Source organism: Planotetraspora phitsanulokensis (assembly GCF_016863295.1).
Lineage (GTDB): Bacteria > Actinomycetota > Actinomycetes > Streptosporangiales > Streptosporangiaceae > Planotetraspora > Planotetraspora phitsanulokensis.
This window is the reverse complement of record NZ_BOOP01000009.1, coordinates 168,179-193,535: the sequence shown is the minus strand read 5'-3', so window position 1 is coordinate 193,535 and position 25,357 is coordinate 168,179. Positions and strand designations below refer to the sequence as shown.

Annotated in this window: 24 protein-coding genes; 7 read left to right on the top strand and 17 right to left on the bottom strand. The window is 70.9% G+C overall.

Features of this window, described 5'->3' with window-relative positions:
• Positions 1–23: 23 nt before the first annotated feature.
• Both Pph01_RS12800 and Pph01_RS12795 read left to right on the top strand, forming a co-directional pair.
• The gene (locus Pph01_RS12800) at positions 24–227 is read left to right on the top strand and encodes a CopG family transcriptional regulator (protein ID WP_203881494.1); all 204 of its coding nucleotides are present in this window, start codon (positions 24–26) and stop codon (positions 225–227) included.
• The gene (locus Pph01_RS12795) at positions 224–604 is read left to right on the top strand and encodes a type II toxin-antitoxin system death-on-curing family toxin (RefSeq protein WP_204073274.1); all 381 of its coding nucleotides are present in this window, start codon (positions 224–226) and stop codon (positions 602–604) included. Before Pph01_RS12800 ends, Pph01_RS12795 begins: the two co-directional genes overlap by 4 nt.
• Here Pph01_RS12795 and Pph01_RS12790 read toward each other — a convergent pair.
• Complete coding sequence (locus Pph01_RS12790) at positions 587–1,858, bottom strand: MFS transporter (RefSeq protein ID WP_204073273.1); 1,272 nt, start codon at positions 1,856–1,858, stop codon at positions 587–589. The two genes, Pph01_RS12795 and Pph01_RS12790, sit on opposite strands and share 18 nt — an antisense overlap.
• Positions 1,855–2,418, bottom strand: a complete 564-nt coding sequence (locus Pph01_RS12785) for an ArsR/SmtB family transcription factor (protein ID WP_204073272.1) — start codon at positions 2,416–2,418, stop codon at positions 1,855–1,857. The genes Pph01_RS12790 and Pph01_RS12785 overlap by 4 nt, the downstream gene beginning before the upstream one ends.
• Before the next feature lie 43 nt (positions 2,419–2,461).
• Here Pph01_RS12785 and Pph01_RS12780 point away from each other — a divergent pair, with 43 nt between their 5' ends.
• On the top strand, positions 2,462–5,602 hold the full coding sequence (locus tag Pph01_RS12780) for an AfsR/SARP family transcriptional regulator (RefSeq protein ID WP_239116646.1): 3,141 nt from the start codon (positions 2,462–2,464) through the stop codon (positions 5,600–5,602).
• 52 nt (positions 5,603–5,654) lie between these two features.
• On the top strand, positions 5,655–6,812 hold the full coding sequence (locus Pph01_RS12775; protein ID WP_204073271.1) for an FAD-dependent monooxygenase: 1,158 nt from the start codon (positions 5,655–5,657) through the stop codon (positions 6,810–6,812).
• A 1-nt stretch (position 6,813) separates the two neighbouring features.
• On the opposite strand, the gene Pph01_RS12770 is transcribed toward Pph01_RS12775, so the two are convergent.
• Positions 6,814–7,236 (bottom strand): hypothetical protein, encoded by a 423-nt coding sequence (locus Pph01_RS12770; RefSeq protein WP_204073270.1) that lies wholly within the window; start codon positions 7,234–7,236, stop codon positions 6,814–6,816.
• 219 nt (positions 7,237–7,455) lie between these two features.
• Between Pph01_RS12770 and Pph01_RS12765 the strand changes: the two genes are divergently transcribed.
• Complete coding sequence (locus tag Pph01_RS12765) at positions 7,456–7,974, top strand: MarR family winged helix-turn-helix transcriptional regulator (RefSeq protein WP_204073269.1); 519 nt, start codon at positions 7,456–7,458, stop codon at positions 7,972–7,974.
• A gap of 25 nt (positions 7,975–7,999) precedes the next feature.
• On the opposite strand, the gene Pph01_RS12760 is transcribed toward Pph01_RS12765, so the two are convergent.
• The 4 genes from Pph01_RS12760 to Pph01_RS12745 form a co-directional block, all read right to left on the bottom strand.
• The gene (locus tag Pph01_RS12760) at positions 8,000–8,746 is read right to left on the bottom strand and encodes a hypothetical protein (RefSeq protein WP_239116645.1); all 747 of its coding nucleotides are present in this window, start codon (positions 8,744–8,746) and stop codon (positions 8,000–8,002) included.
• Entirely contained in the window at positions 8,736–9,059 is a 324-nt protein-coding gene (locus Pph01_RS12755; protein ID WP_204073464.1) for a PadR family transcriptional regulator, read from the bottom strand. Before Pph01_RS12755 ends, Pph01_RS12760 begins: the two co-directional genes overlap by 11 nt.
• Positions 9,060–9,121: 62 nt before the next feature.
• Positions 9,122–9,844, bottom strand: coding sequence for a CPBP family intramembrane glutamic endopeptidase (locus tag Pph01_RS12750; protein WP_204073268.1), 723 nt, complete (start codon positions 9,842–9,844; stop codon positions 9,122–9,124).
• 237 nt (positions 9,845–10,081) lie between these two features.
• A complete protein-coding gene (locus tag Pph01_RS12745; RefSeq protein ID WP_204073267.1) occupies positions 10,082–11,068 on the bottom strand; it encodes an NAD(P)-dependent alcohol dehydrogenase in 987 nt (328 codons plus the stop codon).
• 185 nt (positions 11,069–11,253) lie between these two features.
• On the opposite strand from Pph01_RS12745, the gene Pph01_RS12740 reads away from it, so the two are divergent.
• Positions 11,254–11,937, top strand: a complete 684-nt coding sequence (locus Pph01_RS12740; protein ID WP_204073266.1) for a DUF2306 domain-containing protein — start codon at positions 11,254–11,256, stop codon at positions 11,935–11,937.
• Here the strand turns inward: Pph01_RS12740 and Pph01_RS12735 are convergent.
• From Pph01_RS12735 to Pph01_RS12710, 6 genes are all read right to left on the bottom strand, one after another.
• Positions 11,934–12,584, bottom strand: coding sequence for a response regulator (locus Pph01_RS12735; protein WP_204073265.1), 651 nt, complete (start codon positions 12,582–12,584; stop codon positions 11,934–11,936). The two genes, Pph01_RS12740 and Pph01_RS12735, sit on opposite strands and share 4 nt — an antisense overlap.
• Positions 12,581–13,711: a sensor histidine kinase gene (locus tag Pph01_RS12730; protein ID WP_239116644.1), complete on the bottom strand. Its 1,131-nt coding sequence runs from the start codon at positions 13,709–13,711 to the stop codon at positions 12,581–12,583. The genes Pph01_RS12735 and Pph01_RS12730 overlap by 4 nt, the downstream gene beginning before the upstream one ends.
• Positions 13,712–13,835: 124 nt before the next feature.
• On the bottom strand, positions 13,836–15,296 hold the full coding sequence (locus Pph01_RS12725; protein ID WP_204073264.1) for an NAD-dependent succinate-semialdehyde dehydrogenase: 1,461 nt from the start codon (positions 15,294–15,296) through the stop codon (positions 13,836–13,838).
• A gap of 26 nt (positions 15,297–15,322) precedes the next feature.
• Positions 15,323–16,567, bottom strand: coding sequence for a M24 family metallopeptidase (locus tag Pph01_RS12720; RefSeq protein ID WP_204073263.1), 1,245 nt, complete (start codon positions 16,565–16,567; stop codon positions 15,323–15,325).
• On the bottom strand, positions 16,564–17,529 hold the full coding sequence (locus Pph01_RS12715) for an NAD(P)-dependent oxidoreductase (protein WP_204073262.1): 966 nt from the start codon (positions 17,527–17,529) through the stop codon (positions 16,564–16,566). The genes Pph01_RS12720 and Pph01_RS12715 overlap by 4 nt, the downstream gene beginning before the upstream one ends.
• A 120-nt stretch (positions 17,530–17,649) precedes the next feature.
• The gene (locus Pph01_RS12710) at positions 17,650–18,708 is read right to left on the bottom strand and encodes an alpha/beta hydrolase family protein (RefSeq protein WP_204073261.1); all 1,059 of its coding nucleotides are present in this window, start codon (positions 18,706–18,708) and stop codon (positions 17,650–17,652) included.
• A 108-nt stretch (positions 18,709–18,816) separates the two neighbouring features.
• Here Pph01_RS12710 and Pph01_RS12705 point away from each other — a divergent pair, with 108 nt between their 5' ends.
• A complete protein-coding gene (locus Pph01_RS12705; RefSeq protein WP_204073260.1) occupies positions 18,817–20,385 on the top strand; it encodes a phytoene desaturase family protein in 1,569 nt (522 codons plus the stop codon).
• A 33-nt stretch (positions 20,386–20,418) separates the two neighbouring features.
• On the opposite strand, the gene Pph01_RS12700 is transcribed toward Pph01_RS12705, so the two are convergent.
• The 4 genes from Pph01_RS12700 to Pph01_RS12685 are packed head-to-tail and all read right to left on the bottom strand — an operon-like array spanning position 20,419 to position 25,291.
• A complete protein-coding gene (locus Pph01_RS12700) occupies positions 20,419–21,204 on the bottom strand; it encodes an ABC transporter ATP-binding protein (RefSeq protein WP_204073259.1) in 786 nt (261 codons plus the stop codon).
• 1 nt (position 21,205) lies between these two features.
• Complete coding sequence (locus Pph01_RS12695) at positions 21,206–23,107, bottom strand: branched-chain amino acid ABC transporter ATP-binding protein/permease (RefSeq protein ID WP_204073258.1); 1,902 nt, start codon at positions 23,105–23,107, stop codon at positions 21,206–21,208.
• The gene (locus tag Pph01_RS12690) at positions 23,104–23,982 is read right to left on the bottom strand and encodes a branched-chain amino acid ABC transporter permease (RefSeq protein ID WP_204073257.1); all 879 of its coding nucleotides are present in this window, start codon (positions 23,980–23,982) and stop codon (positions 23,104–23,106) included. Before Pph01_RS12690 ends, Pph01_RS12695 begins: the two co-directional genes overlap by 4 nt.
• A 22-nt stretch (positions 23,983–24,004) precedes the next feature.
• On the bottom strand, positions 24,005–25,291 hold the full coding sequence (locus Pph01_RS12685) for an amino acid ABC transporter substrate-binding protein (protein WP_204073256.1): 1,287 nt from the start codon (positions 25,289–25,291) through the stop codon (positions 24,005–24,007).
• Between the last annotated feature and the right edge of the window lie 66 nt (positions 25,292–25,357).

Genomic DNA, 25,357 nt, shown 5'->3' with positions numbered 1-25,357 from the left:
CGGAAAGCGGTACCGTGTGAAGTATGGCTGAGACCCGACTGCGTCTCCCGGACGAGACCTACGAGCAGATCAAGCAGATCGCCGGTGGCGATGCGCAGAGCGTCAATTCCGCGATGGTCGTCGCGATCGAGGAGTACATCGCCCGGCGTCGGCGTGAGCGCTACGAGTCGATGGGCAGGAAGATCGCGCAACGCGATCGGGAACTGCTGGATCGTCTCGCCCGATGACGTCCTTCCCCACGACGGACGACATCCTCGCTCTCGCCGGCGCCGTTCTGCCGACTGTCGCCCTGCGCGACGGCGGCCAGTTGCATGCGGCGGTGCTGCGTCCGCAAACGTCGGTGTTCGGTGAGGACGCCTACCCGGACCTGTGGGAGAAGGCGGCCGCGCTCATGCACAGCATCGTTCTCGGCCACCCGCTGGTGGACGGCAACAAACGACTCGGGTGGGCCGCCGCCGTCGCGTTTCTCGAAGACAACGGCGAGATCCTGGACTACGAGGATGTGGACGAGGCGGAGAGTGTCGTCGTCTCCCTGGCCAAGGGCGAACTGGACGACATCCCCGACCTGGCCCGCCGGCTTCGCCGGCTACGCCGGGGCGCCTGACCCGCGTGGAGGCGGGAAGTCGCGGCGTCGGCGGATCGGGCCGAACAGCAGGATGACGACCGAGAGAACCTGGGCGGACGCCATCAGCCACAGGGTCTCCCGGACGCCGATCGTCTCCCCGAGCACGCCGCCGAGCAGCCCGCCGAGGGGGATCGCCCCGTAGTTCAGCGCCGAGGTGCTCGCGGTGATCCGCCCGAACAGCTCGGCGGGGCAGTACTGCTGGCGGAAGGTGCCGGTCAGGATGTTCGAGGCGACGAAGCCCGCGTCGGCGCCCACGCCCGCGGCGGTGAACAGGACCAGGCCGACGCCGCCGTCGCCGATCGGCCCGAGCAGCATCATCGGCGCGGCGAACATCTCGCAGAGCAGGAATCCCCGTGCCGTGCCGAACCGCCCGGCGACGCGGCCGGCCAGCGCCGCGCCGAACAGGCCGCCCGCCCCGGCCAGCGCCAGCACGACGCCGATCTGCCCGGGCCCCGCGCCGAGATGCCGGGAGAGGTACACGACCTGGATGGACTTGAAGCCCATCAGCGCGATGTTCGACATCGCGCTGAACGTGGTGAGCGTGCGCAGGTAGGGGTCATGCGTCACGAACCGCAGTCCGTCGCGGATCTCCGCGACCAGCCGCCGTCGCTCCGTCCTGTCCGGCCGTGCCTCCCGGGCGCGTACGGAGCGCACGCACAGGACGGCGACCGCGAAGCCGACCACGTCCGCGAGCACGCCGCTGACCGCGCCGAACGCCTGCGCGAGCAGGCCGGCCAGCCCCGGGCCTGCGATCTGCGCGGCCGACTCGCTGCCCTGGAGCCTCGTGTTGGCCTCGAGCAGGCGTTCGCCTCCGACCAGGGACGGCAGGTACGCCCGGTAGGCGAGGGTGAAGAACACCTTCGCGACCCCGCCCACGGTGGCCGCCACGAGAAGGTGCGTCATCGTGAGCGCGCCCAGCCAGGCCGCGATGGGCACGCTCGCGAACACCACCATGGAGACGGAGTTGCAGGCCAGCATCATCGGCCGTTTCGGCAGGCGGTCCACCCACGCGCCGGCGGGCAGCCCGATCAGCAGCCAGGGGAGCCAGGCGGCCGCGGTGAGCAGCCCGACGGTGAGCGTGCTCGCGTGCAGCGTCACCACCGCGACCAGGGGCAGGGCCACGCCGGCCACCGCACTTCCGAGCATGCTGGTGGTCTCGCCGGCCCACAGCAGCCGGAAGTCCCGCATGCGCAGCAGTTCACCGCGCGGGGCCGCCGTCGGCGGCGCGGTCACGGCCGGCCCGGGACGGCCCGCACGGTCAGGAAGACGGTCATGCGCTCCTGCCCGTCGTCGGGGATCTCCCGGTCGGCCAGCGACGCCAGCAGATCGAGGATCCGCTCCTCCAGCTCGGCGAGCTCCGCGACCGAGAGCCGCGCCCAGTGGTCGGAGGTGAACGCCGCCCGCCGCCACGGCTCCGGGTAACCGTCACGCTCGGCGAACCACTGTCTCGCCATGGCGGTCTGCCGTTCGAGGACCAGTGACTCGGCGGCCTCGGCGACGGGGTCGTCCGGAAAGTCCGACGGAGACCAGTCGGTCCTGGCCGGCGCCACGCGCCACCAGCGTTCCCTGCGGTCGCGCGCGAGCTCGGGCACCTCCTCGACGAGCTCGCTCGCCGCGAGGACCTTCAGGTGATGGCTGATGTTCCCGACGGCCTGCCCGGTCCTGTCGGCGAGCACCGACGCCGTCGACGGGCCGTCGACGCGCAGGACGTCGAGCAGACGCCGGCGCAGCGGATGCGACATCGCGGCGAGCACCTTCGAGTCGCGGATTTCGCGAATAGGGCGATCAGGCATGCGGTCACCTTAGTCGTACAACACTCCTTGTACAAGAGCTCTTGTGTATATCTTCAAGCTGATCACCGCGATCCACCGCGCATGGGTCAGAATCGGTCTCGTGCAGTTCGGCATCCTGGGGCCGCTGGAGGTCCGGACGTCCGCGGGGGAGTCGATCTCCGTCGGCGGGCCGCGGCCACGCGCCCTCCTCGCGCTGCTCCTGCTCGACGCCGGCCGGCTCGTGGGTGTGGAGCGCCTCGTCGACGGCCAGTACGGCGACCATCCGCCGGCGGGAGCGGCCAACGCGATCCAGGCCCACGTGTCCCGCCTGCGCCGCAACCTGCCCGCCGACCTGATCGAGTTCCACGGTGCCGGGTACCGGCTCGCGGTCGACCCCGATGACGTGGACGTCCATCGCTTCGAGCGGCTCGCCCGGGAGGGGCGCAGGCTCCTGACCGCGGGTCACCACGAGCGCGCCGCGAGGTCGCTGAAGGACGCGCTCGGGCTGTGGCGAGGTCCCGCGCTGGCGGACGTGGCCGACGCGCCCTTCGCGCCGTCGCAGGTGACACGCCTGGAGGAGGTACGGCTGGCGGCACGGGAAGACCTGGTCGAAGCCGAGCTCGCCCTGCCCGAAGGCACCTCGACGGCCGAGTTGTGGCACCTGGTGGAGGCCAACCCGCTGCGAGAACGGATGCGCGGCCAGCTCATGCGGGCGCTGCACGCCGAGGGCAGGCAGGCGGCGGCGCTGGCCGTGTTCGACGAGGGGAGGCGGCTGCTCGCGGAGGAACTCGGCGTCGATCCCTCGCCCGAGCTGGCGGCGCTGCACGTGGCGATCCTGCGCGGCGAACCGTCACGCGGCCGGGCCGCGGGCCGCGGTCTCCCGGCGCGGCTGACCAGCTTCGTCGGCCGCGAGGCGGAGCTGGACCGGATCGACGCGCTGCGGGACGCGCGGCTGGTCACCCTGACCGGCCCCGGCGGCTCCGGCAAGACCCGGCTGGCGGTCGAGGCCGCTCGCCGCCGCGGGCGGGACGTCTGCTTCGTGGACCTGTCCCCGCTCGACGACGGCGGGCAGATCCCGCAGGCGGTGCTGAGCGCGCTCGGGCTGCGGGAGACGGGCCTGCGGTCGCCGGATCCCGGCCAGAGCGACGCCGCCGAGCGGGTCGCGGCCGCCCTGGCGGATCGTGAGCTCCTGCTCATCGTGGACAACTGCGAGCACGTGATCGCACCGGCCGCGGTCCTCGTGCGCCGGTTGCTCGACGGCTGTCCGGGACTGGCCGTCCTGGCCACGAGTCGCGAGCCGCTCGGGCTCACCGGGGAGACGCTCGTCCCCCTCCCGCCGCTGGCCGTGCCGCCGCCGGGCACGGAACTCGGCGAGGCGCTCGGCTACGGCGCCGTACGGCTGTTCGCGGATCGGGCCGCCGCGGTGCGACCGGGCTTCGAGATGCGGCCCGAGGCGGTCGAGATCTGCGCGGCCCTGGAGGGGTCTCCACTGGCCATCGAGCTGGCCGCGGCGAGGGTGCGGTCGTTCACCGTGGAGGAGATCACCGCCCGCCTGAACGAGCACGGCCGGTTCGCGCTGCTGTCACGCGGCGACCGCACCGCGGCGGCACGCCACCAGACCCTGCACGCGGTGGTGGAGTGGAGCTGGAGCCTGCTCGGCGCGGAGGAGCAGGCGATGGCCAGGCGGTTCTCCGTCTTCTCCGGAGGAGCCTCGATCGAGGCGGTGGAACGGGTCTGCGGCCCCGCCGACGTGTTGGCCGACCTGGTGGACAAGTCCCTCATCGAGGTGAGCGGCGGACGCTACCGGATGTTCGACACGATCCGTCTGTTCTGCGCGGAGCGGCTGTCGGACGCGGGGGAGGAGGAACGGCTGCGCGACGCGCACGCGGCCTGCTTCCTCGACCTGGCGCAACGCGCAGACCCGTGGTTGCGCCGGGCCGAGCAGCTCGACTGGCTGGCGCGGCTGTCGGCGGACCACAGCAACCTCGAGGCCGCGCTGCGCCATGCCGTACAGGCCGGCCCGGAGACGGCGCTGCGGCTCATCGCCGCCCTGTCGGCGTACTGGTGGCTGAGCGGGCGGCGCGGGCAGGCGGCCTCGTCGGCGCTCGGCCTGCTCGAGCGACTCGGGCGGCTCGGCGCCGGCGCACCCGAACCACCCCCGGGGCTGGAGGAGGAGTACGTCCTGTGCGTGCTGCAGGCCGTACCGGACGCCTCTCCCGCGCAGTGGGCGCGGGCCGAGGAGATCATGCGCTCGCTGGACCGTGAGCTGCGCCACCCGTTCGCGGCGGTCATGTGGGGAATGATCGCGGGGCCGCCGGAGCAGGGCTCGGCCAGGATGCGGCAGTTCGGCGCCGACCCGTGGAGCCGGGCCATGGCGATGCTGGGGCAGGGGACGATGCACCTGCTCGACGGCAGGCTCGCCGAGGCCGAGCGGGAACTTGAGGCGGCCCTGGGGAGCTTCCGTTCGGTGGGCGAGCGATGGGGCACGGCGCAGGGGCTGGAGTGGCTGGGGACGATCTCCAGCTGGCGGGGTGACTGGACGCGGGCCCGACTGTTGTGGGGGCAGGCCCTGGACCTGCACGAGCAGCTCGGCGCGCTGGACGAGGTGGTGGACGTGCTCTGCCAGAGGGCGGGCGGGCTGCTGCGCGAGGGCGACTTCGCCGCGGCCGACGCGGACCTGCGGCGCGCGGCCGAGATCGAGCGCAGAACGGGCAGGTCGCACCGCTGGTCCCTGGTCGCGCTGGGCCGGGGCGACCTGGCCCGCCTCCGGGGCGAGCACACGGAGGCCCGCGCCTGTTATACGGAGTCGCTGGCCGGCGTCGGTCCCGGCACGTACGTCGGCGACAGCATCAGGCTGGCGGCGCTGTCCGGGCTGGGACGGCTGGCGCAGGCGGAAGGCGACCTCGAGGAGGCCAGGCTCCGTCACGCCGAGGTGCGCGCGGGGGCCCACGCCATGCCGGCGATGGATCTCGCCGGCCTCGCCGAGGGGGAGGCCGGTCTCGCCCTGCTCGAAGGGGCGGCCGAACGGGCGGCGTTCCTGCTCGGGGTGGCGGTTGCGCTGCGCGGCATGGCCGTCACCGGGGACTGGGACGTGGCCGGGATCGCCGCGGGCGCCACGGAGGTCATCGGATCCGAGGCGTTCGCGTCGGCCTTCGCCAGGGGTGCGGCACTGGACAGGGACGGCGCGCTGACAGCGCTGTCGTGACCGTCAGCGGGTTGTCTCCGGACTGTCAGCGCGCGCCGCGAGCCTCGGTGACATGAACACCAACATCCTGATCTCCGGCGCCGGCGTCGGCGGCCCCGCACTGGCCCTCTGGCTCGGCCGCTACGGCTTCAGCGTCACCGTGGTCGAGAAGGCCCCCGCTCCGCGCCTCGGCGGCCAGGCCGTGGACTTCAAGGGCGAGACGCACCTCACGGTCCTGGAGCGCATGGGCATCCTGGACGACGTACGGCGCCTGCAGACCGGCGGGACCGACCAGGAGATCGTCGACGCGGACGACCGCACGCTGGCGGTGATGCCCGCCGAGTTCAGCGGCGGCGAGGTGGAGATCCCGCGCGGCGAGTTGTCCCGCCTGCTGTACGAGAGGACGCGCGCCGCCGGATGCGAGTACGTCTTCGGCGACTCCGTCACCTCACTCACCGAGACCGCGAGCGGCGTGCACGTCACTTTCGGGCGCGGCGCACCGCGCACCTTCGACCTGGTGGTGGGCGCGGACGGCATCCATTCCAACGTCCGCCGCCTGGCGTTCGGCCCCGAGACCGACTACGTCCGCTTCCTCGGTTACTACTACGCGCTGGCCGGCGTCAGCCAGGACTTCGGGCGGCCCGCGATGTACAACGAGCCCGGCAGGCTGGTCTCCGTAGGGGGGCCGTCCGCCCCGGCGTTCTTCGTCTTCGCCTCGCCGCCGCTCGACTACGACCGGTACGACGCCGAGGAGATGAAGCGGATCGTGGCCGACGCCTACGCGGGGATGGGCTGGCGGACCCCCGCCGTCATCGAGGCGGTGCGGCAGGCGGACGACCTCTATCTCGACTCGATCAGCCAGGTCCGGATGGACCACTACGCCAAGGGCCGCGTCGTGCTGCTCGGCGACTCGGCGTACGGGAACACGCTGGGCGGCTTCGGCACCGGGCTGGCCATGGTGGGGGCGTACGTGCTGGCCGGCGAGCTCGCCGAGGCCGGGGGAGACCACCGTGTCGCCTTCCGGCGTTACGAGGAGGAGTTCCGCGGCTACGCCAAGATCGCCAAGAGCGGCAACGCGGGCGGGTTCCTCGCTCCGAGCACGCGCGGCCGGATCCGGATGCGCAACCGGGTCTTCAAGGCCGGCTTCCTGTTCAAGCTCATGATGAAGATGACGGACAAGTTTGCCACCGACATCACGCTCAAGGATTATTCGTCCCTGGTCCGCCGCTGACTCATTCCTCTATGAGGTCGCCCAGCGCCTCGCGCATTGCGGGATATCTTTCCGGGCCTTCGGGCCCGGTCCGGGGCGGAGGGGCGGCGTGGTCCGACAACTCCGCCTCGATCCACGGGTACCGGGGGTCCTCGCCGTGGAGGACCTTGTAGATCACGTCGTAGGACGCCTGGTCGACGGAGGACAGGTGGGCGCCGACGTTGCCCACGGGGACCCAGACCAGGTCGTTGGGGTTGAGCCGGGTGCCCAGAACGTCCTTGTCGAGCGGAAGGACACAGATCCAGTCGTCCCCGTCGTCGCCGGTGACGGAGATGTAGGAGACGCGCAACGCGGGTTGCGTGAACGCGATGCGGATGCCGAAACGTCTGCGGGGAGGCTTGCCCGTCAAGGCGACACTGTGGATGTCACCGGCGTTCGGTCGCACGAATGCTCTCCCAAGGGTCGGCGCCTTTGTCGCATGAATTCTCTTTCAGAATATGTCCGCTAATACGGAAGATCGAGGCCCGCGTTATTTCGTACGCGTCGATTAACCGGGAATACATCTTCGGGGTTCGGGAGGTCGTTTCGCCCGGTGCACCCGGCCGCCAATTGTGATTGGCGTCAACATATCTGTGGCACAGCACATTCCTGGTAGCCTTGAGGGATGGTAGAAGACCCGGCGAACGCACTCCCGGCGGGAGACCGTCCCGCAGTCGCCAACTTGGGCTGGTCCCTCGGCATGGTCCTGCGCAGGTGGCAGGAGGAAGTCGACGAGGTGCTCCGGGGCATGCCGGGAACCAGCAGGGGCTACCACGTCCTGTCCGCCGTCGCGGACGGCGAGCCGAAGAGGCAGAAGGAGCTGGCCGAACTCGTCGCGATCGACCGCACCGTCCTCGTCTACCTCCTCGACGACCTCGTCGAAGCCGGCCTCGTCGAGAGGCAGCTCGATCCCCAGGACCGTCGTGCGCGCCGGATCGTCGCCACCGAGCGCGGACGGCGGGTGCTGGCCGAGGCGGACAGCCGGGTCGCCGCCGTGGAAGAGCGTGTCCTGGGCGGAGTTTCGCCTGCCGAGCGGGCGGCCTTCCACCGGATCGCCTCGCTCGCGGCGACGAGGATCCACGAGGCGTCGCCGGAAACGGATCCGTGCGTGGCCGTCCAATCCGTGCTGGACGTTCCGGCCTGACGCGTTCTCGGGTGAGCCGCCGAGGTCAGCGCCTGTCGCGCCGCCGGGCGGCCAGCCACACCGCGACCATCGAGACCAGTGCGCCCACGGCCGCGCCGCACAGCAGGCCCGCGATGGTGTCGAGGCCGTCGTCCAGGTCGCCGAGCCGCGTCAGCAGTGTCGTCGCCGCCAGCGTGAGCATGACGGCGACGAGGCCGTAGAACCCGGGGCTGAGGAAGAGGCTGCGGCGCGGTTTCCCCGGAGGGGTGGCCAGCTCCGCGGCGGGGCCCATGCTGGCGGCCCTGGGACGCTTGAAGTACTCGAAGCGCACCCACGTGCCGCAGGGTTCCCAGCCATCGGGGGCGAGCCGGCCGAGCACCTGTGCCCGGCGGCCGGGTGCGATCAGCTCTCTGCGGTACTCCCACTGCTGCGGGTGCTCGGGATCGCGGATGCAGACGAACAGGCCCTTCGCGTCGACCGTGTCGACCTCCCAGCCCTGCGCGCCGTACTCGTTGAGCCGTTTGACGTCGTGGAACAGGTCGGCGGTCCAGCGCCAGATTTGGGTGTCGGCGGCGGGCTCGGCGGGTTCGGCGGCCGGAGACGCGGTCAGCTCCCGGGCGAACTCGGCCGCCTGGCCGAACTCCTCCTCGGGGTCGCCGCCGCTTTCGGCGAGGTAGCCGGCGAGCTCGTCCAGCGTGGCGCCGACCCGGTCGGCGGGCATGCCCGCCTCAACCAGGAGGACGGCGAGCTCGTCGAAGTAGGCGCCGGCCGTTTGTGCCGTCTCACCGCTCACCGGGCCCCCCTCCGCGTGGGGCGGGCTCGACGCCGCCCTTGATCAGCGCGGTGCGCACCGACTCGCCGAAGCTCAGCCACAGCCCGCCCTGCTCGGCGAGCGTCCGCCTGCCGAGGTCGGTGAGCTGGTAGTAACGACGGCCGGGTCCCCGCTCGGTCACCCGGAACTCCGCGGCGACCAGGCCCGCCTCCTCCAGCCGGTTGAGCACGGGATAGAGGGTGCCGCCCTTGATCTGGCCGAGGCCGGATTCCGCGAGGTCCTTGACGATCTCGTATCCGTAGTTCTCACCGGCCGTCAGGCTGGCGAGGACCATCAGGTCGAGCACGCCCTTCAGCCAGCTCGCGCGTCGGTCGCTCGTCACGGTAGCGATCCTATCTAGCCTGCCTGACCGACTAGTTCACGCCGCGGCCGCGGGGAGAGCAGCAGCCCGCGAAGGTCGATCAGGGCGTGCAGGAGGATCGGCAGGAGCAGGCTGCCCGTCCTGAGATAGAGCACGGTCAGGCCGAGCCCGATCAGGGCGACCATGAGCATGCCGCGCCATCCCTGGTAGAGGTGGCCGGCGACGAACACCACCAGGGCAAGGAACGCGGCCGCCTCCTTGTTCAGGCCGAGCGCGCCCGTGCCGACCGCGATGAGCAGTCCCCGGTAGACGATCTCCTCGGTGACGCCGGCGGTCACCGACAGGCCCGCCGCGTACCAGCGCTCGGTTGCGGTGCGCGGCAGCAGATGTGCGACGGCCTGCTGGCCGGGGACGGACTTCCCGCCGGCCGCCAGTCGTTGGAACACGAGCACGCCGACCGAAGCCGCGCACAGGAAGCCGACGACCGCTCCCAGGGTGTCGGCCGGCGGCTCCCTGATGACCAGGCCGATGCCTGCGGCGTCGAGGTTCGGCTCCACCGCGACGATGAGCAGCGCCGCGGCGGCCAGCGCCCACAACTCGGCGGACCACAGCGTGCTCATCCGGCGGTAGACCGTGGGGTCCTGGTCGCGGGTGCGGGCCAGCCGGTCGTAGGAGCGCTTGCCGAGCAGGGGGCTGACGACGGCGAGGTGGCAGACGAGGGCGGCCGACAGGACGAGCGTCACGGGAGTGAAGGACATCGGGGACTCCTAGGTGCAGTGCTACCTAGAAGGTAAAGCAAGCTAGTTAGGGATGCAATCTAGATTGCTGCATCGGCCACTGGGTCAGAGGGGCGTGCGAAGAAGAGGTCAAATCCTTGTGTGTGGCAGATTTGCCGAACGTTGTGCGGCAGATCTGCCGCGGAGGCCGTGGCGTATCTGCCGCAGGTACGTGGGGGCTGGTTCTCCGGTCGGCCGTCGTGGACGTGGCATGCCCGGTCAGACCGTGACGACGACCTTGCCCGAGGCGTGCCCCCGTTCCTGGTATTCGACGGCCGCCGGGATCTGCTCGAACGGATAACAGCTGTCGATGACCGGGGTGACCTTGCCGTCCTCGATGAGCTCGGTCAGCGTCATCAGGTTGCGCCTGTTCTCCGTGCAGGCGACCACGTCCGCCACGGCCATCCGCTGTGACACGAACGGGGACATCGCGACCGCCGAGAACACGCGGACGGCCGGCTGGAACCATCGGCTCGCGGGTCCGCCGACGGCGACGTAGGTCCCCTTCGGCTTCAGCACCCGCCGGCATGCGGACCCCGGGCGGCTTCCCGCGTTGTCGAGCAGCAGGTCGTAACCCCGCCTGTCCCGCGTGAAGTCCTCCTTGGTGTAGTCGATGACCTCGTCCGCGCCCAGCGACCGGACCATGCCGACGTTCCGCGGCCCGCAGACACCGGTGACCTCCGCGCCGAACGCCTTGGCGATCTGCACGGCGAACGTGCCGACACCGCCGGAGGCCCCGTTGACGAGCACCTTCTGGCCCGGCTGGATCCGCCCCACGTCACGCAGGCCGATCAGGGCGGTGTTGGCCGCCATTGGCACCGCCGCCGCCTGCTCGAACGACAGGTTCCTCGGCTTCGGCGCCAGTTCGCCGGCCTGGACGCAGACATACTCGGCGAAGCCTCCCTGCTTGAGCTGCGCGAACACCTCGTCGCCGGGGCGGAACCCCGTGACGCGCCCGCCGACGGCCTCCACCTGCCCCGCCACGTCCGCGCCCAGGATGCCCAACTTCGGCCTGCGCGGCCCGAGGCTGCCGCCCATCAGGCGCGCGATGTACGGCTCACCTCTCATGTGGTGCCAGTCGTAGGGCTGGACGGAGGTGGCGCGTACCCGGACGAGCACCTCGTCCTCGCCGGGAACGGGCCGGTCGATCTCGGTCAGATCCAGGACGTCGGGGGAGCCGTACGAGCGCAGAACGAATGCCTTCATCACTTCTCCTCATCCACCGGGGTGGGGGCGGCGACGAGCGGGTCTCGAGCCGGAAATTCACTGTAAAAGTCCAGGAGAAAGGGCTCATCGGCCGAAAGTACGCCCGTTTGGCGAACGATCGGCCGACCCGGATCCGGCCCTTCTCCCGATGAACCGCCATCGCCCCACCGGCCACGATCGGGGGCATGACCGACGAGAACACGGTGGGACGCCCGCCGACGGACGACCGCGACAGGGCCGGGACGGCCTCCCCCACGAAGGCGGGATGGGTCGTCCCCACGGCGCTGATCATGCTCAGCGCCGTTCCGGTGGTCGCCGGCGCGGCACGCCTGACCGAGCTGAGCGGCGGAGCGGCGATCACGCCGGAGAACGCGCGGTACTTCGCGGTGCCCCTTCCGGTGGTGCTGCACATCGTCAGCGCCAGCCTCTACAGCGTGCTCGGCGCCCTCCAGTTCGCCCGCGGGTTCCGCCGCCGGAGGCCCCGCTGGCATCGCGCCGCCGGACGGCTGCTCGTTCCCTGCGGAATCGCCGCGGGGCTCACGGGCCTGTGGATGACCCTGTTCTATCCCCGGCCCGAGGGCGACGGCGACCTCCTCGCCGGCCTCCGGCTGCTGTTCGGCACCGCGATGGTCGTGTTCATCGCCCTGGGGCTGGCCGCCATCAGGCGGCGGGACGTCGCCCGGCACCGTGCCTGGATGACCCGGGGTTACGCGATCGGGGTCGGCGCGGGGACGCAGGCGCTGGTCCACGTGCCCTGGGTCCTGGTCGCCGGGACGCCCGTCGGGGTGCCCAGAGCACTGCTCCTAGGGGCCGGATGGATGATCAACCTCGCCGTGGCCGAATGGGTCATCCGCAGGCGGCCCTTCTAGACGCGGTTGGTCTCATAGGCCCACATGGCGATCTCGACGCGGTTGCGGGCGCCGAGCTTGGCCATCAGGCTGGCGATGTGGGACTTGACCGTGCTGAGGGAGATGTGGAGCTCCTCGGAGATCTCACTGTTGGTCCGTCCGCGCGCCACGGTGGCGAGGATCTGCTCCTCCCGCTCCGTGAGCGCCTCGACGGGCCGCACCGGGGCTGAGCCGGTCGTCGTCCGGGCGAAGGTCCTGAGCAGCCGCGCGGTGACGCTCGGGGCGATGAGCGCGTCGCCGGCGGCGGCGGCGTGGACGGCCTGGGAGAGCAGTTCCGTGCCCGCGTCCTTGAGCAGAAAGCCCCGGGCGCCGGATCTCAGCGCTGCGTAGACGTACTCGTCGAGGTCGAACGTGGTGATGACGACGACGGCGAGAGGGTCGGCGACGCCCGGCCCGGCGAGGGTGCGGGTGGCCTGGATGCCGTCCATGCCCGGCATGCGGATGTCGAACAGGCAAACGTCAGGCCGCAGGCGCCGCGCGAGCTCGACGGCCCGCCGCCCGTCGGCGGCCTCGCCGACGACGTCGATGTCCGGCTGGGCGTTGAGGATCATGGTGAGACCGGTGCGCACGATCTCCTGGTCGTCGGCGACGAGCACCCGGATGCTCACGTCGCCGGCCCCGTCCGGGGCAGCACGGCGGTCACGGTCCAGCCTCCGCCGGGATCCGGGCCGGCCGCGCAGGTGCCGCCGAGCAGGTCGGCACGCTCGATCATGCCGAGGATCCCGTATCCCGGCGACGCGTTCGGGCGGATGAGGCTGCTGTCGCCGTCGTCGCTCACCCGCAGGTGCACCGAGGTGTCGTCGGCGACGACGCGTATCACGACGCGAGTGGCGTGACGCGCATGCCGTTTGGCGTTGGTGACGGACTCCTGGGCGAGCCGGTAGACCGCGGACCCCACCGACGGGGGGAGGCCGGCGAGGTCGCCCGAGATCTCCACCGCGACGGACGGACCGGAGCCGCCTCCGCTCGTGAGCTCTTCGAGGTCGTCGATGCCCCGGCCGGGAGTCAGGTCCGCCGGTTGGTCGCGACGCAGGACGCGGACCATGGCGCGCATCTCGGCGAGCGCGCGTGACGCCTCCGCCTCGATCACGCGGAGCGCCTCGGTGGCGGCCTCCGGTCCCGACGCCGCTGTGGCGAGACCGGCCTGGGCGCGGATCGCCATCGCCGAGACGTGATGGGCGACGGTGTCGTGCAGGTCGCGGGCCAGCTGTTCGCGTTCGAGCAGCTTGACCTGGTCCAGCTCACGCATCCTCGCCCTGGCCCGGTACCGGAACGCGCCGCCCAGGGCGATGGTCGCGAACATGACGGCGAACGCGCCGACCGTGTCGTCGCCGTGGAGGCCCGTCGAGACGCCGACCGAGACGAGCATGACGGCGAACCCGATCACGGCCTCGCGGCCGGATCCCCACCGGAACAACGCGTACGGCAGGATCAGCAGATACGCCGCCGTGTACATCTCGGAGGACGGCCCGCCCAGCAACGCGGGGACCAGACTCGTGGTGACGAAGCAGATCACGAGCATCGCCAGCGGTCTGGTCCGGCGCCACAACAAGGTGGGCGCCAGCCCGGCGGCGACGATCACCGAGAAGGCCCGCCAGGGAAGATCCGGTCGCAGGACCCCTTCGAGCACCGCGAGCGGCACGAGCACCCCGACGAGCACCCAGTCTCGCCAGACGCGGGCCGGCACGGGGGAGGGACGCGGCTCGTCCCACACCGAGCGAAGAAGGGCGAGCACCCCCACATCGTAGGAAAGCCTCGCCGCTCAGAACAGATGCATCTTGAGCCGGAGTGCTCAGGTGCGACGGCCCGGCCGGGTCGCGCCCGGCCGGGCCGTCATCGACTCCACGCGGTACGGAAGGTCACCACTGGACGGCGATGTACTTGGCCTCCACGTAGTCGAGCATGCCCTCGTGGCCGCCCTCCCTGCCGATGCCGCTCTGCTTCACGCCCCCGAAGGGCGCGGCCGGGTCGCTGACCAGCCCGCGGTTGAGCCCGACCATGCCCGACTCGATCCGCTCCGTCACTCGCAGCCCGCGGGCCAGGTCGCCGGTGTAGACGTAGGCGACCAGCCCGTACTCCGTGTCGTTGGCCAGCCGGATCGCCTCGTCCTCGTCGTCGAAGGTGACGATCGGGGCCACCGGGCCGAAGATCTCCTCCTTCAGGATCGGTGCGTCCGGGTGCACGTTCACCAGCACGGTCGGGTCGTAGTAGAAGCCGGGACGGTCCGGCCGGCCGCCGCCGACGACCGCCTTCGCGCCCCCGTCCACCGCGCCGCGGACCAGGCTGTCGACCTTGTCCACCGCGTCCTGGTTGACGAGGGGGCCGACCTGGGTGGCCTCGTCGGTGCCGGGGCCGACGGCGAGGGCGGACATGCGCTCCGCCAGACGCCGGCCGAACTCGTCCGCGACCGACGACTCGACGTAGAACCGGTTGGCCGCGGTGCACGCCTCGCCGGCGTTGCGCATCTTGGCGACCATCGCGCCCTCGATCGCCGCGTCGAGGTCGGCGTCGGCGAAGACGACGAACGGCGCGTTGCCGCCGAGCTCCATCGACGTGTTGATCACCTGGTCGGCCGCCTCCTTGAGCAGGACGCGCCCCACCTCGGTCGAGCCGGTGAAGGACAGCTTGCGGACCCGGGGGTCGTGCAGCATGGCCGAAACGACGGCTCCCGACCTGCGTGCGGGGAGGACGTTGACCACGCCCGCGGGCACGCCGGCCGCCTCCAGGATCCGCGCCATGGCCAGCGCGGTCAGGGGGGTGTCGCTGGCGGGCTTGAGGATCACCGTGCACCCGGCCGCCAGGGCCGGGCCGATCTTCCGCGTGGCCATCGCGGCGGGGAAGTTCCACGGGGTGACGAGCACGCAGATGCCGACCGGCTGGTGCACCACGAGGATGCGGTTCGCCCCCGAGGGCGCCGTGGTGACCGAGCCGATGTCCCTGACGGCCTCCTCGGCGTACCACCGGAAGAACTCCGCGGCGTAGGCGACCTCGCCCCGGGCGTCCGGCAGCGCCTTGCCGTTCTCGAGCGAGATCAGCCGGGCGAGGTCCTCGCTCTGCGCCGACATCAGCTCGAAGGCCTTGCGCAGGATCTCGGCGCGGGCGCGCGGAGGGGTCGCGGCCCACGCGGCCGCCGCCTTGTCCGCCGCGTCGACCGCGGCGATCGCGTCGTCCACGGTGCCGTCGGCCACCGAGGCGACGACGTCTCCCGTGGCGGGGTCGAGCACGTCGAAACGGCCGCCGTCGCCGGCGGGGACGGCCTCACCCCCGATGTAGAGCTCGGTGAGCAGGTCGCCCACGAGTGCCTGGCTGTTGTCTCCCATCGGAAACGCCTTTCGCGTGGCAGGAATCAGTACGGATTGGCGACGACCAGGTCCTGGGCCGGGAACAGGGTGAGGATGCGCCCACCGTCAGGTGTGACGACGACCTCCTCCTCGATCCTCGCAGCCGAGAAGCCGTCGCTGGCGGGGCAGTAGGTCTCCAGGGCGAACACCATGCCGACCTGGAGCTCGACCGGCTCCCGCATGCTGTTGAGCCTCGAGATGATCGGCCGCTCGTGCAGCCCCAGCCCCAGGCCGTGGCCGAACTGGAGGCCGAAGGCGGCCATCTCGTTCTCGAAGCCGAACTCGGTCGCCGCGGGCCACACGGCGGCCACCTGGTCGGTGCCCACCCCTGGCTTGATCATGCGGATCGAGGCGTCCATCCATTCTCGCGCCTTGGTGTAGGCGTCCCGCTGGCTCGGGGTCGCGCTGCCGACGCTGAACGTCCGGTAGTAGCAGGTCCGGTAGCCGTTGAAGGAGTGGATGATGTCGAAGAACGCCTGGTCGCCGGGCCGGATCAGCCGGTCGGAGAAGTTGTGCGGATGCGGGTTGCACCGCTCGCCGCTCACCGCGTTGACGGCCTCGACCTGGTCGGAGCCCATCTCGTAGAGGCGCTTGTTGGCCAGGGCCACGATCTCGTTCTCGCGGATGCCGGGCTTCAGGGCCTCGACGATGTCCTGGTAGACGCCGTCGACCATGGCGGCGGCCTGGGTGAGCAGCATGATCTCGTCGGACGACTTGATCTGCCGCGCGTCGAGCATGAGCTGCTGCGCGTCGACCACCGTCAGGCCCTGGCGCTGCATCTCGAACAGGAACGCCGGCTCGACGATGTCCACCCCGACGGGGGCGTCTGCGAGGCCCGCGCCCTCGAGGAGGCCCTTGATCTGGCGGACCGCGTCCTCCATGAGCCCCGCCGTCGGCGCGATCGCGCCGCGGAGCCCGAGCATGCCCGCGTGGCAGTTGGCCGGGTCGAGCCACGGGCTGTACAGCCGGTGGTGGCGTGCCGCCGACCCGAAGTCCCACAACATGGGCTCGCCGCCCCGCGTGAGCAGCGCGTACCTGGTCATCTTGTCGCCGAGGGCGCCGCCGATCCAGGTCTGGGTGACGTAGCGGATGTTGTAGAAGTCGAAGAGCAGGAAGGCGCCGCACTCGCTGGCCTCGAGCGACGCCCTGGCCCGGCTCAGCCGATAGTCCCTGAGCCTGCCGAAGTCGACCCGCTGCTCGTAGTCGACCCCCATGTGCCCGGGGGCGGGCATCGGAATCGCTGACGTCATGACCGGCCGTCCTCACGCGGGGTGCCGAGGCCGTCGTCGACATGGACGCTCTCGGGCTTGAGCTCGATGCCGGAGGCGGCGGCCTGAAGGTCGAGCAGGATCGAGAAGTCCTCGTCCACCCGGCCGCTGCCGACGCTGGCCTGCACCATCTGGGCCGTGATCGCCGTGACGGGCATCGGCACGTCGAGGCTGCGGGCCGCGGCCAGGCCGAGGTCGAAGTCCTTGCGCAGCAGGATCGGCGTGAACGTCGGGGTGTAGTCGAGGTTCACGAACGCCGGGGACTTGTAGCGGGTGAACGTCGAGCCCATGACGCTGTTGTTGAGGAACTCGAGGAAGGCGTGCCGTGAGACGCCGCCCTTCTCCACCAGGACGGTGATCTCGGCCAGCGACTGGGTGACCACGCCGAGCATCAGGTTGTGCGCGATCTTCACGAGGCGGGCGAGGTCGCCCTCTCCCACGTAGGTGACCGACCTGCCGATGTGCTCCAGCAGGTGGGCCACCTTGTCGTAGGTCGCCTCAGGTCCGGAGACGACCAGGCTCAGGTTTCCGGACCTGACGACCTTGCCGTTGCCGCTGACCGGGGCGGCGAGGAAGTCGACGCCCCGCTCGTCGCAGGCCGCGCGGACCGCGGCCGACGCCTCGGTGGAAATCGTGGAGCAGTCGACGACCGCGCCGGGCACCTGGTCGCCCGCGAGCAGGCCGCCCTCGCCGAAGAGCACCTTCTCGAGATCGGCCGACGTGGAGACCATCGTGAACACGACGTCCCTGTCCCTGAGGTCGGCGACGGCCTCGCACACCGCGGCGCCGTGCTCCTTGAGCGGTTCCGCCTTCGCGAGGGTGCGGTTCCAGGCGGTGAGGTCTACGCCGGCCTTGGCGAGCCGCTCCGCCATCGCGACACCCATGCGGCCGGTTCCGATCCAGCCGACCCGGGGGCCGGAAGCGTCCGTAGTCGAATCAGTCATCTGGTCCGCCTCTGCAATCGTTTGCTGTTCAAAGTAGGAGCTGATCATATCGCTGTCAATATGACGCCGCTCACGGTCGGGGCCGGTGGTCAGACGCCCTCCGGCCCCGGCCGTCGGCGGTCAGCGAAGCCGGTCGGCCACCCAGTCCGCGGTGTAGGGGCGGTGCCAGGGAGCGAGGTCGGCGCAGCCGTGGTTGCCCTCTTCGAGCATGAGCAGCTCGGTGTCGCCGCCCGCCGTGGCCGCGAGGCGCTCCGCGTGCTGCCAGGGGATGAGGCGGTCCTTGCGCCCGAAGACGATGAGCAGCGGCGCGCTGATGGCCTCCGCCGATCCGTCCATGTTCAGGGTCGAGGCGATGGCGTGGGCCTCCTCCTGCGAGCCCGCGCCCGACCTGACCTGGAACGTCTGCCGCGTGAGCAGGGGGAGCCCGTCCCAGCAGTCCCCGAAGTTGTACGGCCCGGCCAGGGCGACGCAGGCCTTCACCCGGTCGCCGACCGCGGCGGCGACCCGGGGCGCGTAGTAGCCGCCCAGGCTGACCCCCCAGACCGCGATCCGGTTCTCGTCGATGTCCGGCTCGGCGGCCAGGGCGTCCAGGATCGCCTTGCCGGGAAGCGACCAGTCGCCCCTGATCGGCAGGTCGTACTCGGCCTCACCCTGGCCGGGGCCGTCCACGCTGAAGGTGGCGAGCCCGCGATCGAGGAAGGTCTCCTCGGTCGAGCGCAGCTCCTCCTTGGTCGAGTCCAGGCCCGACAACATGAGCACCACGGGGTGCGGGCCAGGTCCGGCGGGGAGCCGGAGCACGCCGGGCAGCGTGGTCCCCTCGAAGTCGATCTCGACCCGCCGGCCGGCGGGGCTGAGGTGCGGCAGGGCGTCGTTGAGGCAGGCCACGGCGCGGCCGTGCGCCTCCCGCATCTGGTCGAGGTCGTCGACGAAGACGAACTTCGCGAAGTGGTAGTAGACGGCGGCGCGCGAGAGGTGCTGGCCCGCGGACAGGAGCCGCTCGGCCGCGAGCGCGTCACGGCCGAGGCCCTCGTGCTCGGCGGCGACCTTCGACCAGGCCGAACACCAGTCGGCCCAGTTCTCCAGGCCTCGCGTGACCCGTTGGAAGTCGTGGACCGTCACACCATTCGTGGTGAATCGGGGGCCCCAGTGGGCGATGGCTGAGGCGACTCGATCGTCCATGTCGTCCTGCTTTCTGGCGTCTTGCAAACGAGTGCAATCTCGCTCATTGTGGGTGAACTGTCAAGGAATCAGCCGTTTGATCCCGATGGGAAGACTGGTGAGGCGTCGATGGATGCGGCGAACGGAAACGACCTGCCCGGCTCGGCCGACGTGGTCGTCGTCGGGGCGGGCCACAACGGCCTGGTGTGCGCGGGATACCTGGCCGCCGCCGGGCTGGAGGTGCTCGTCGTCGAGGCGAGGGACGTCCCCGGCGGCGACACCGTCACCGAGGAGCTGACGCTGCCGGGCTTCGCGCACGACTCGTGCTCCAGCGCGCACGTGCTGATCCAGTCCAACCCGCTGATCAGAGACGACGAGCTCGGCCTGCTCGGCACGTACGGACTCGAGTACACGATGACCGACCCCGCCGTCGTGCTGCCCCAGGCCGACGGCGACGCGCTGGTGATGCGGTGCGACCTCGGCGCTACCGCCGACGAGATCGCCCGCTGGTCCCGCGCCGACGCGGAGGCCTTCAGGCGGCTGATGGGGGAGTGGTCGGACGGCCTGGCAGCCGAGCACGCCCGATGGAGCTCTGACCTGCCTCCGGGCGACGGGGACGCGGCCGGGCGATACCAGGCCCTGCGCCGCCGGTCCGCCTGGGACGTCGTGCACGAGCGGTTCGAGAACCCGGTCGTCCGCTCGTTCATGGTGTGGCTGGCGCTGGCGACCATCCAGGACCCGCGCAGGCCGGGCACCGGCGTCCTGCCCGCCTCGATCACGGCGGGCCGTCTCAACTTCGGCTGGACCACACCGATCGGCGGGTCGAGCGCGCTTCCCCAGGCGCTGATCCGCCAGATCGAGGCCCACGGCGGCCGGGTCGTCTGCTCGGCGCCGGTTTCCTCGATCGAGGTCGAGGCGGGCCGGGCCGTCGCGGTCCGCACGGCCGACGGCCGCGAGGTGCGGGCCAGGGAGGCGGTGGTCTCCAGCGCGCATCTGGCCCGCCTCGCCGGAATGCTGACCGGCGCCGAGGCCCCCGCCGATCTCGTGCGGGCCAGGGACACCTGGCGGCCGGGGCTCAGCGTCTTCGCCGTCCATGCCGCGCTGCGCCGCGACATCGCCGTCACCTCGAAGGGCGGGCCGGTCGCGAGCGCGGCGGCGGGGTTCGGCACCACGGAGGGCATCGCCCGCCAGATGGAGGCCTTCGAGCGCGGAGAGCCCGACGCGAGCGACCCCTGGTTGCTCGTGGTCGACCAGACCGTGGTCGATCCCGGCCGCGCGCCGGACGGCGGCGCCACGTTCAAGATCCTCACGATCGCGCCGTACGAACGCGCGGACGGCCGCTCGTGGGCGGAGAGCAAGGACGAGCACGCGGAGGCGCTGGTCGGCCTGGTCCGCGCCAGGACCACCGGGCTCGAACCGGAGAACATCCTCGCGATGCGCGCGGAGTCGCCGGTCGACGTCGCCGCCCACAACGTGCACAACCTCGGTGGCTCCTGCCACGGTGGTGAGTTCCTGACGCCGTCCGGGGAGGTGATCCCCGGCTGGCTCTCGTACCGATCTTCCATTCCCCGCCTGTTCCTCACCGGCGCCACGACCCATCCCGGGGGATCGGTCTCCGGCAGGCCCGGGCGCAACGCCGCCCGGACCGTGCTGACCGACCTCGGGATCGATCCCGCGAAGGTGATGGGCCCGATCTGAGACGACCGGCGTCCGACCGGGCCCACCGCCCGGTCAGACGCTGGTCGTCTCCGTCTTCGGGCCACCGGAGGACGGGCCACCGGAGGACGGACCGCCCGGGGACGAGCCGCTCGCGCCGCCCAGATACAGCGACGCGATCTCCGGGTCGTCCTTGATCGCGGTGGCCGTGCCGGTGAGCCGGACCTTGCCGCCCTCCATGACGACGCCGTGGGTGGCCAGGCCGAGCCCGAGCCGTACGTTCTGCTCGACCAGCAGCACCGTCGTGCCGGCCTGGTTGAGCTCGTTGATCAGGCCGGCCACCCCCGCCAGGCTGCGCGGGTCGAGCCCCAGTGACGGCTCGTCGAGCAGGATCAGCTTGGGGTCGAGCATGAGGCAGCGCGCGATCTCCACCATGCGGCGCTGGCCGCCGCTGAGGTTCCCGGCGTTGTCGTTGGCGCGGGTGGCCACGATGGGGACGCGTTCCAGGACCATGTCGAGCCGCTCGCGCAGCAGCGCCCGGTCCTTGCGGATCAGGTAGCCGCCCATCAGGACGTTCTCCCTGACCGACATGGTGGGGAACAGCGCGTGCGACTGCGGCACCTGCGTGATCCCCCTGCGGAGGATCTCGTCGGGCGAGCGGTCGGCGATCGCCTCGCCGTTCATGGAGATCTCGCCGCTGCTCGGCTTGAGCAGCCCGCTGATGACGCGGAGCACGGTCGACTTCCCCGCGCCGTTGGGGCCGACGATGCACGTGATCGTCTGCGGGGCGCACTCCAGGTCGACGCCCTGGAGCACGCTGCCTCCGCCGTATCCCGCGACGACTCCCTTCAGGGACAGCACGTCACTGCACCGCCTCTCGCGTCGTCGTGTCGGCCCGGTCGTCGGCCCGGTCGTCGGCAGGGTCGCCCGTGCCCTCGTCGCCGTCCGCGGGCCGCCAGTCGTCGCCGAGATAGGCGTCGAGGACGAGCGGGTCGGTCCGGATCCGCTCGGGCGGCCCCTCCGCGATCGGCGCGCCGTGTGAGAACACGACGACCGGGTCGCACAGGTCGAGCACGAGGGGGATGTTGTGCTCGACGATGAGGAACGTCACCCCGCTGCGGTTCAGCTCGCGGATGACCTCGGTGAGCTGCCCGAGCAGGCTGGGGTTCACGCCGCCGGCCGGCTCGTCGAGCAGGATCAGCTTGGGCTCGAGCATCAGCACCTGCGCGAGCTCGACGAGCTTCTGCTGGCCGTACGACAGCGCGCCGGCGGGCTGGTTCGCGAACCGGCCGAGTCCGACGATGTCGAGCAGCTCCCTCGCCCGCGCCGCCTCGTGACCGCGGACCGCGTCGGAGAACATCGTCCGCCAGCGCGAGTCCGGCAGCGGGGCGACGACGTTCTCCTGGACCGTCATCTCCTTGAACAGCCGGGTCACCTGGTAGGTGCGGCCCAGGCCCAGGTGGCCGCGCCGCCAGGGGCGCATGCCGTCGATCCGCCTGCCGTCGAACCAGATCTCGCCCGAGTCCGCCGCCATGCCGCCGCTGATGAGGTTGAACAACGTCGTCTTGCCCGACCCGTTCGGCCCGATCAACGCGGTGATGCTGCCCTTGCGGACGGTCAGGTCGGCGTTGTCGACCGCGGTCAGGCCGCCGAACCGCTTCGACACCCCGCGCACGTCGAGCAGGATCTCGCCGGGGGCGACCTCGTCCTTCTCGTTCACGGCGGCGATCTCGGCGCGCACCCGCTCGGTCGCCGTGACGGGCACCCGGCTGAGGGCGCCGGCCTGGTCGGTGTACTCCACCTTCTCGGGGTGCCGCCGGCGCCACCACGCCTCGATCGTCGGCAGGATGCCCTTGGGGAGGAACAGCACCACCAGCATGAGGGCCAGGCCGAAGACCAGCACGCGGGCGTTGCTGCCACCGCCGTACACGGTGGCCCCCTCGCTGACGAGCTGGACGATGAAGGCGCCGATCACGGGCCCGTAGAGGGTGCCCCTGCCGCCGGTGAGGGTGGCGAGCACGATGGTCACGCTGCCGAGGATCGCGAACGACCCGACCGGGTTGATGAAGGTCAGGTAGTAGGCGTAGACGCCGCCCGCCATGCCGATGAAGAACGAGCTCGCGGCGTAGGCCACGATCTTGAAGCGAGTCGTGTTGACGCCGATCGAGGCGGCCTTGCCCTCGTCCTCGCGGATCGCCACCAGGCCCGTGCCGAACTTCGTCCGCCTGATCCACGCGCTGAACAGGACCGTCAGCACCATCAGGATCAGATAGACGTAATAGAACGGGATGTTCTGGAAGTCCCTGTCCCAGAAGGGCAGTTCGAGGGTGATCCCGTCCGACCCCTGGGTGATGCTCTTCAGGTTGACCGCGAAGATCTGCGCGGCCAGCAGCATCGCGATCGTGATGATGACGAACGCGTGCCCCCGGGTGCGCAGCACGACCGAGCCGATCAGCACAGCGATGACCACCGCGGTGATCCCGCCCAGCGGCGCCACCCAGAGCGGGTTCACGCCGAACCGCACGGCGAGGACGCCGACGGTGTAGGAGCCGAGGCCGAGGAACATGCTGTGGCCGAGGGAGATGTATCCGGCGTAGCCCGAGATGATGTTCCAGCTCGACGCCTGGATGGCGAGCAGGAACGCGAGCAGCATGACCCCCTGGGGGTACGGCTGCCACGGGTTCACGACCGGGTACAGCAGCAGCAACACCAGGCAGAGCCCGGCGATGAGGTGCGCGCGGGGAAGGGATCGCAGCCGGCTCATACCGTGTCCTCGCGCAGCTTGGCGCCGAACAACCCCTGCGGGCGGAACAGCAGGACGACCATGATCACGATGTAGAAGACCAGCGTGGACCAGTTCAGCGACCCGTAGGTCGCGGTCAGGGTCTCGGCCAGCCCCAGGATGCCCGCGCCGATGAGCGCGCCGGGCAGGCTGCCCATCCCGCCGAGGACCACGATCCCGAGCAGCCGGGAGATCCAGTCGTAGTGCGACGCGGGGAAGAAGGGATAGAGCACGGACAGGATGGACCCGCCCACGCCCGTCGTGGCGGTGCCGATGGCGAACGCCAGGGCGGCCGTGCTGGCGGCGCCCACCCCGACGAGCGCCGCGCCCGACGGGTTCTGCGTCGCGGCACGGATCGCCCGCCCGGTCCAGGTCCTGGTCAGCACGAAATACAGGACGGCGAGGACGGCCATGGCCGCGAGGAAGCCGAAGACCTGCGCCTTGGGCAGCGAGACGCCCCCCACGCGGAACGACTCCTCGAAGTACGAGGGGGTGGCCGACTTGAACTTGTTGCCCGCGGTGATGTTCAGGATGCCCTCGATGACCAGCGCGAAGCCGAAGGTCAGCAGGACCGACATGGAGGCCGAGGAGCCCCGGATCCGCGACAGCAGGAGGCGGTAGGCCACCCAGCCGAAGCCGAACATGAGCGGAGTGGTGACCACCGACGCGAGGATCGGGTCGATCCCGGTCTCGTGCCACAGCCACCACGTGAGCATCGCCACCAGGATGAGGAAGGCGCCTTGCGCGATGTTGATGATCCGCATGACCCCGAAGATCAGGGTGAGTCCGGACGCCATGAGCGCGTAGACCCCCCCGATCAACAGGCCCAGTGCGATCGCCTGGACTAGATGTGTCATCTGGGGAACTCCTCGGCCGCCGTCACTTCCAGGCGGGCTTGGGGTTGACGACGGTGGTGGACGTCGCCACGTCGGACGGCGCCACGACCTCGACCTTTCCTGACTGCCACTGGGCGAGGAGGAACTGGCCCTTCGGCTCGCCCGTCGCCTCCCACGACAGGGGGCCCAGGATCGTGTCGACGGTGTTGGCGTGCAGCCAGTCCCGGATCTTGTCCTGGTCGATCGAGCCGACCTTCTCCGTGGCGGTCTGCAGGACCTGGGCGGAGGCGAACGCGTCGGCCGCGTCCTCGGCGGGGTCGGCGTTGTAGGCCTTCTTGTACGCGGCGACGAAGTCGGCGTTCAGCGGCGTCGTGGCCTTCTCGTTCCAGCTGACCGTGTAGAAGACGCCCTCGGTGTTGTCCAGGCCGACGGCGTCGCTGTACTGGCCGGCGTTGCTCGGGGCGGAGGTCTGGAACAGGACCTTCGGCGAGAAGTTCAGCTGCTTGAGGCTGCGGACCAGCCCGACGCCGTCCTCGAACACCGCGCCCTGCGCGACCAGGTCGGGCTTCTTGGCCGCCAGGTTGCTGGCGATGGTCTGGAAGTTCGTCGCGTCCGCGGGATAGACCTCGCTGTACACCGTCTGCACGCCGAGGGCCTCGAGCTGCTTCTGCATCGACTCGATCACCGGCTTGGCGAAGGGGTCGTCCTGGGTGGGGTAGGCCGCCGTCTTGGGGCGGTCGGCCTCGGGGAGCGACTTGATCCAGTCCACGAACACGTCGGCCTGGTGGGGCGCGGTCGCCTGCTGGGCGAAGAAGAGGTACTTGAAGTTGCGCTCGAACATGTTGGGGGCGCCGCCGGCGGGCTCCACGAAGACCATGCCGTTCTTCTCGGCCACGGCCGAGGCGGCGTAGTTGAGCAGGGAGGAGAACGTGCCCAGGAGCAGGTCGACCTTGTCCTGTGTGATCAGTTTGGTGTAGTCGGCGACGACGGTGTCCTGGTTGCTGGCGTCGTCGGTGATCTTCAGCTCGACCTTGCGTCCCAGCACGCCGCCCTTGGCGTTGACCATGTCGCGCCAGACCTCGTAGCCGCGCTTGGCCTCACTGCCGGGCTGGGCGAAGTCGCCGGTCAGGGGGAGGGAGATGCCCACCACGATCGGCTTGCTGGTGTCGCCGGCGGCGGCCGACTCCGACGGCCGCGTTCCGCACGCCGCGAGCGCCAGGGCCGCCACGACGCCCAGCGCCACCGCTTTCAAACCTCGGCCGCGCCGGTGCGGAACACGCAGGCCGGATCTAGCATGGGTCTCGTTGCCGCTGGGGGATGAAGCGGTCATGAGCCCTCCTCTGTGAGCTTTTTGCCGCATAGATTTAACCGCAAACGATTGCGATGGCCAGCAGCA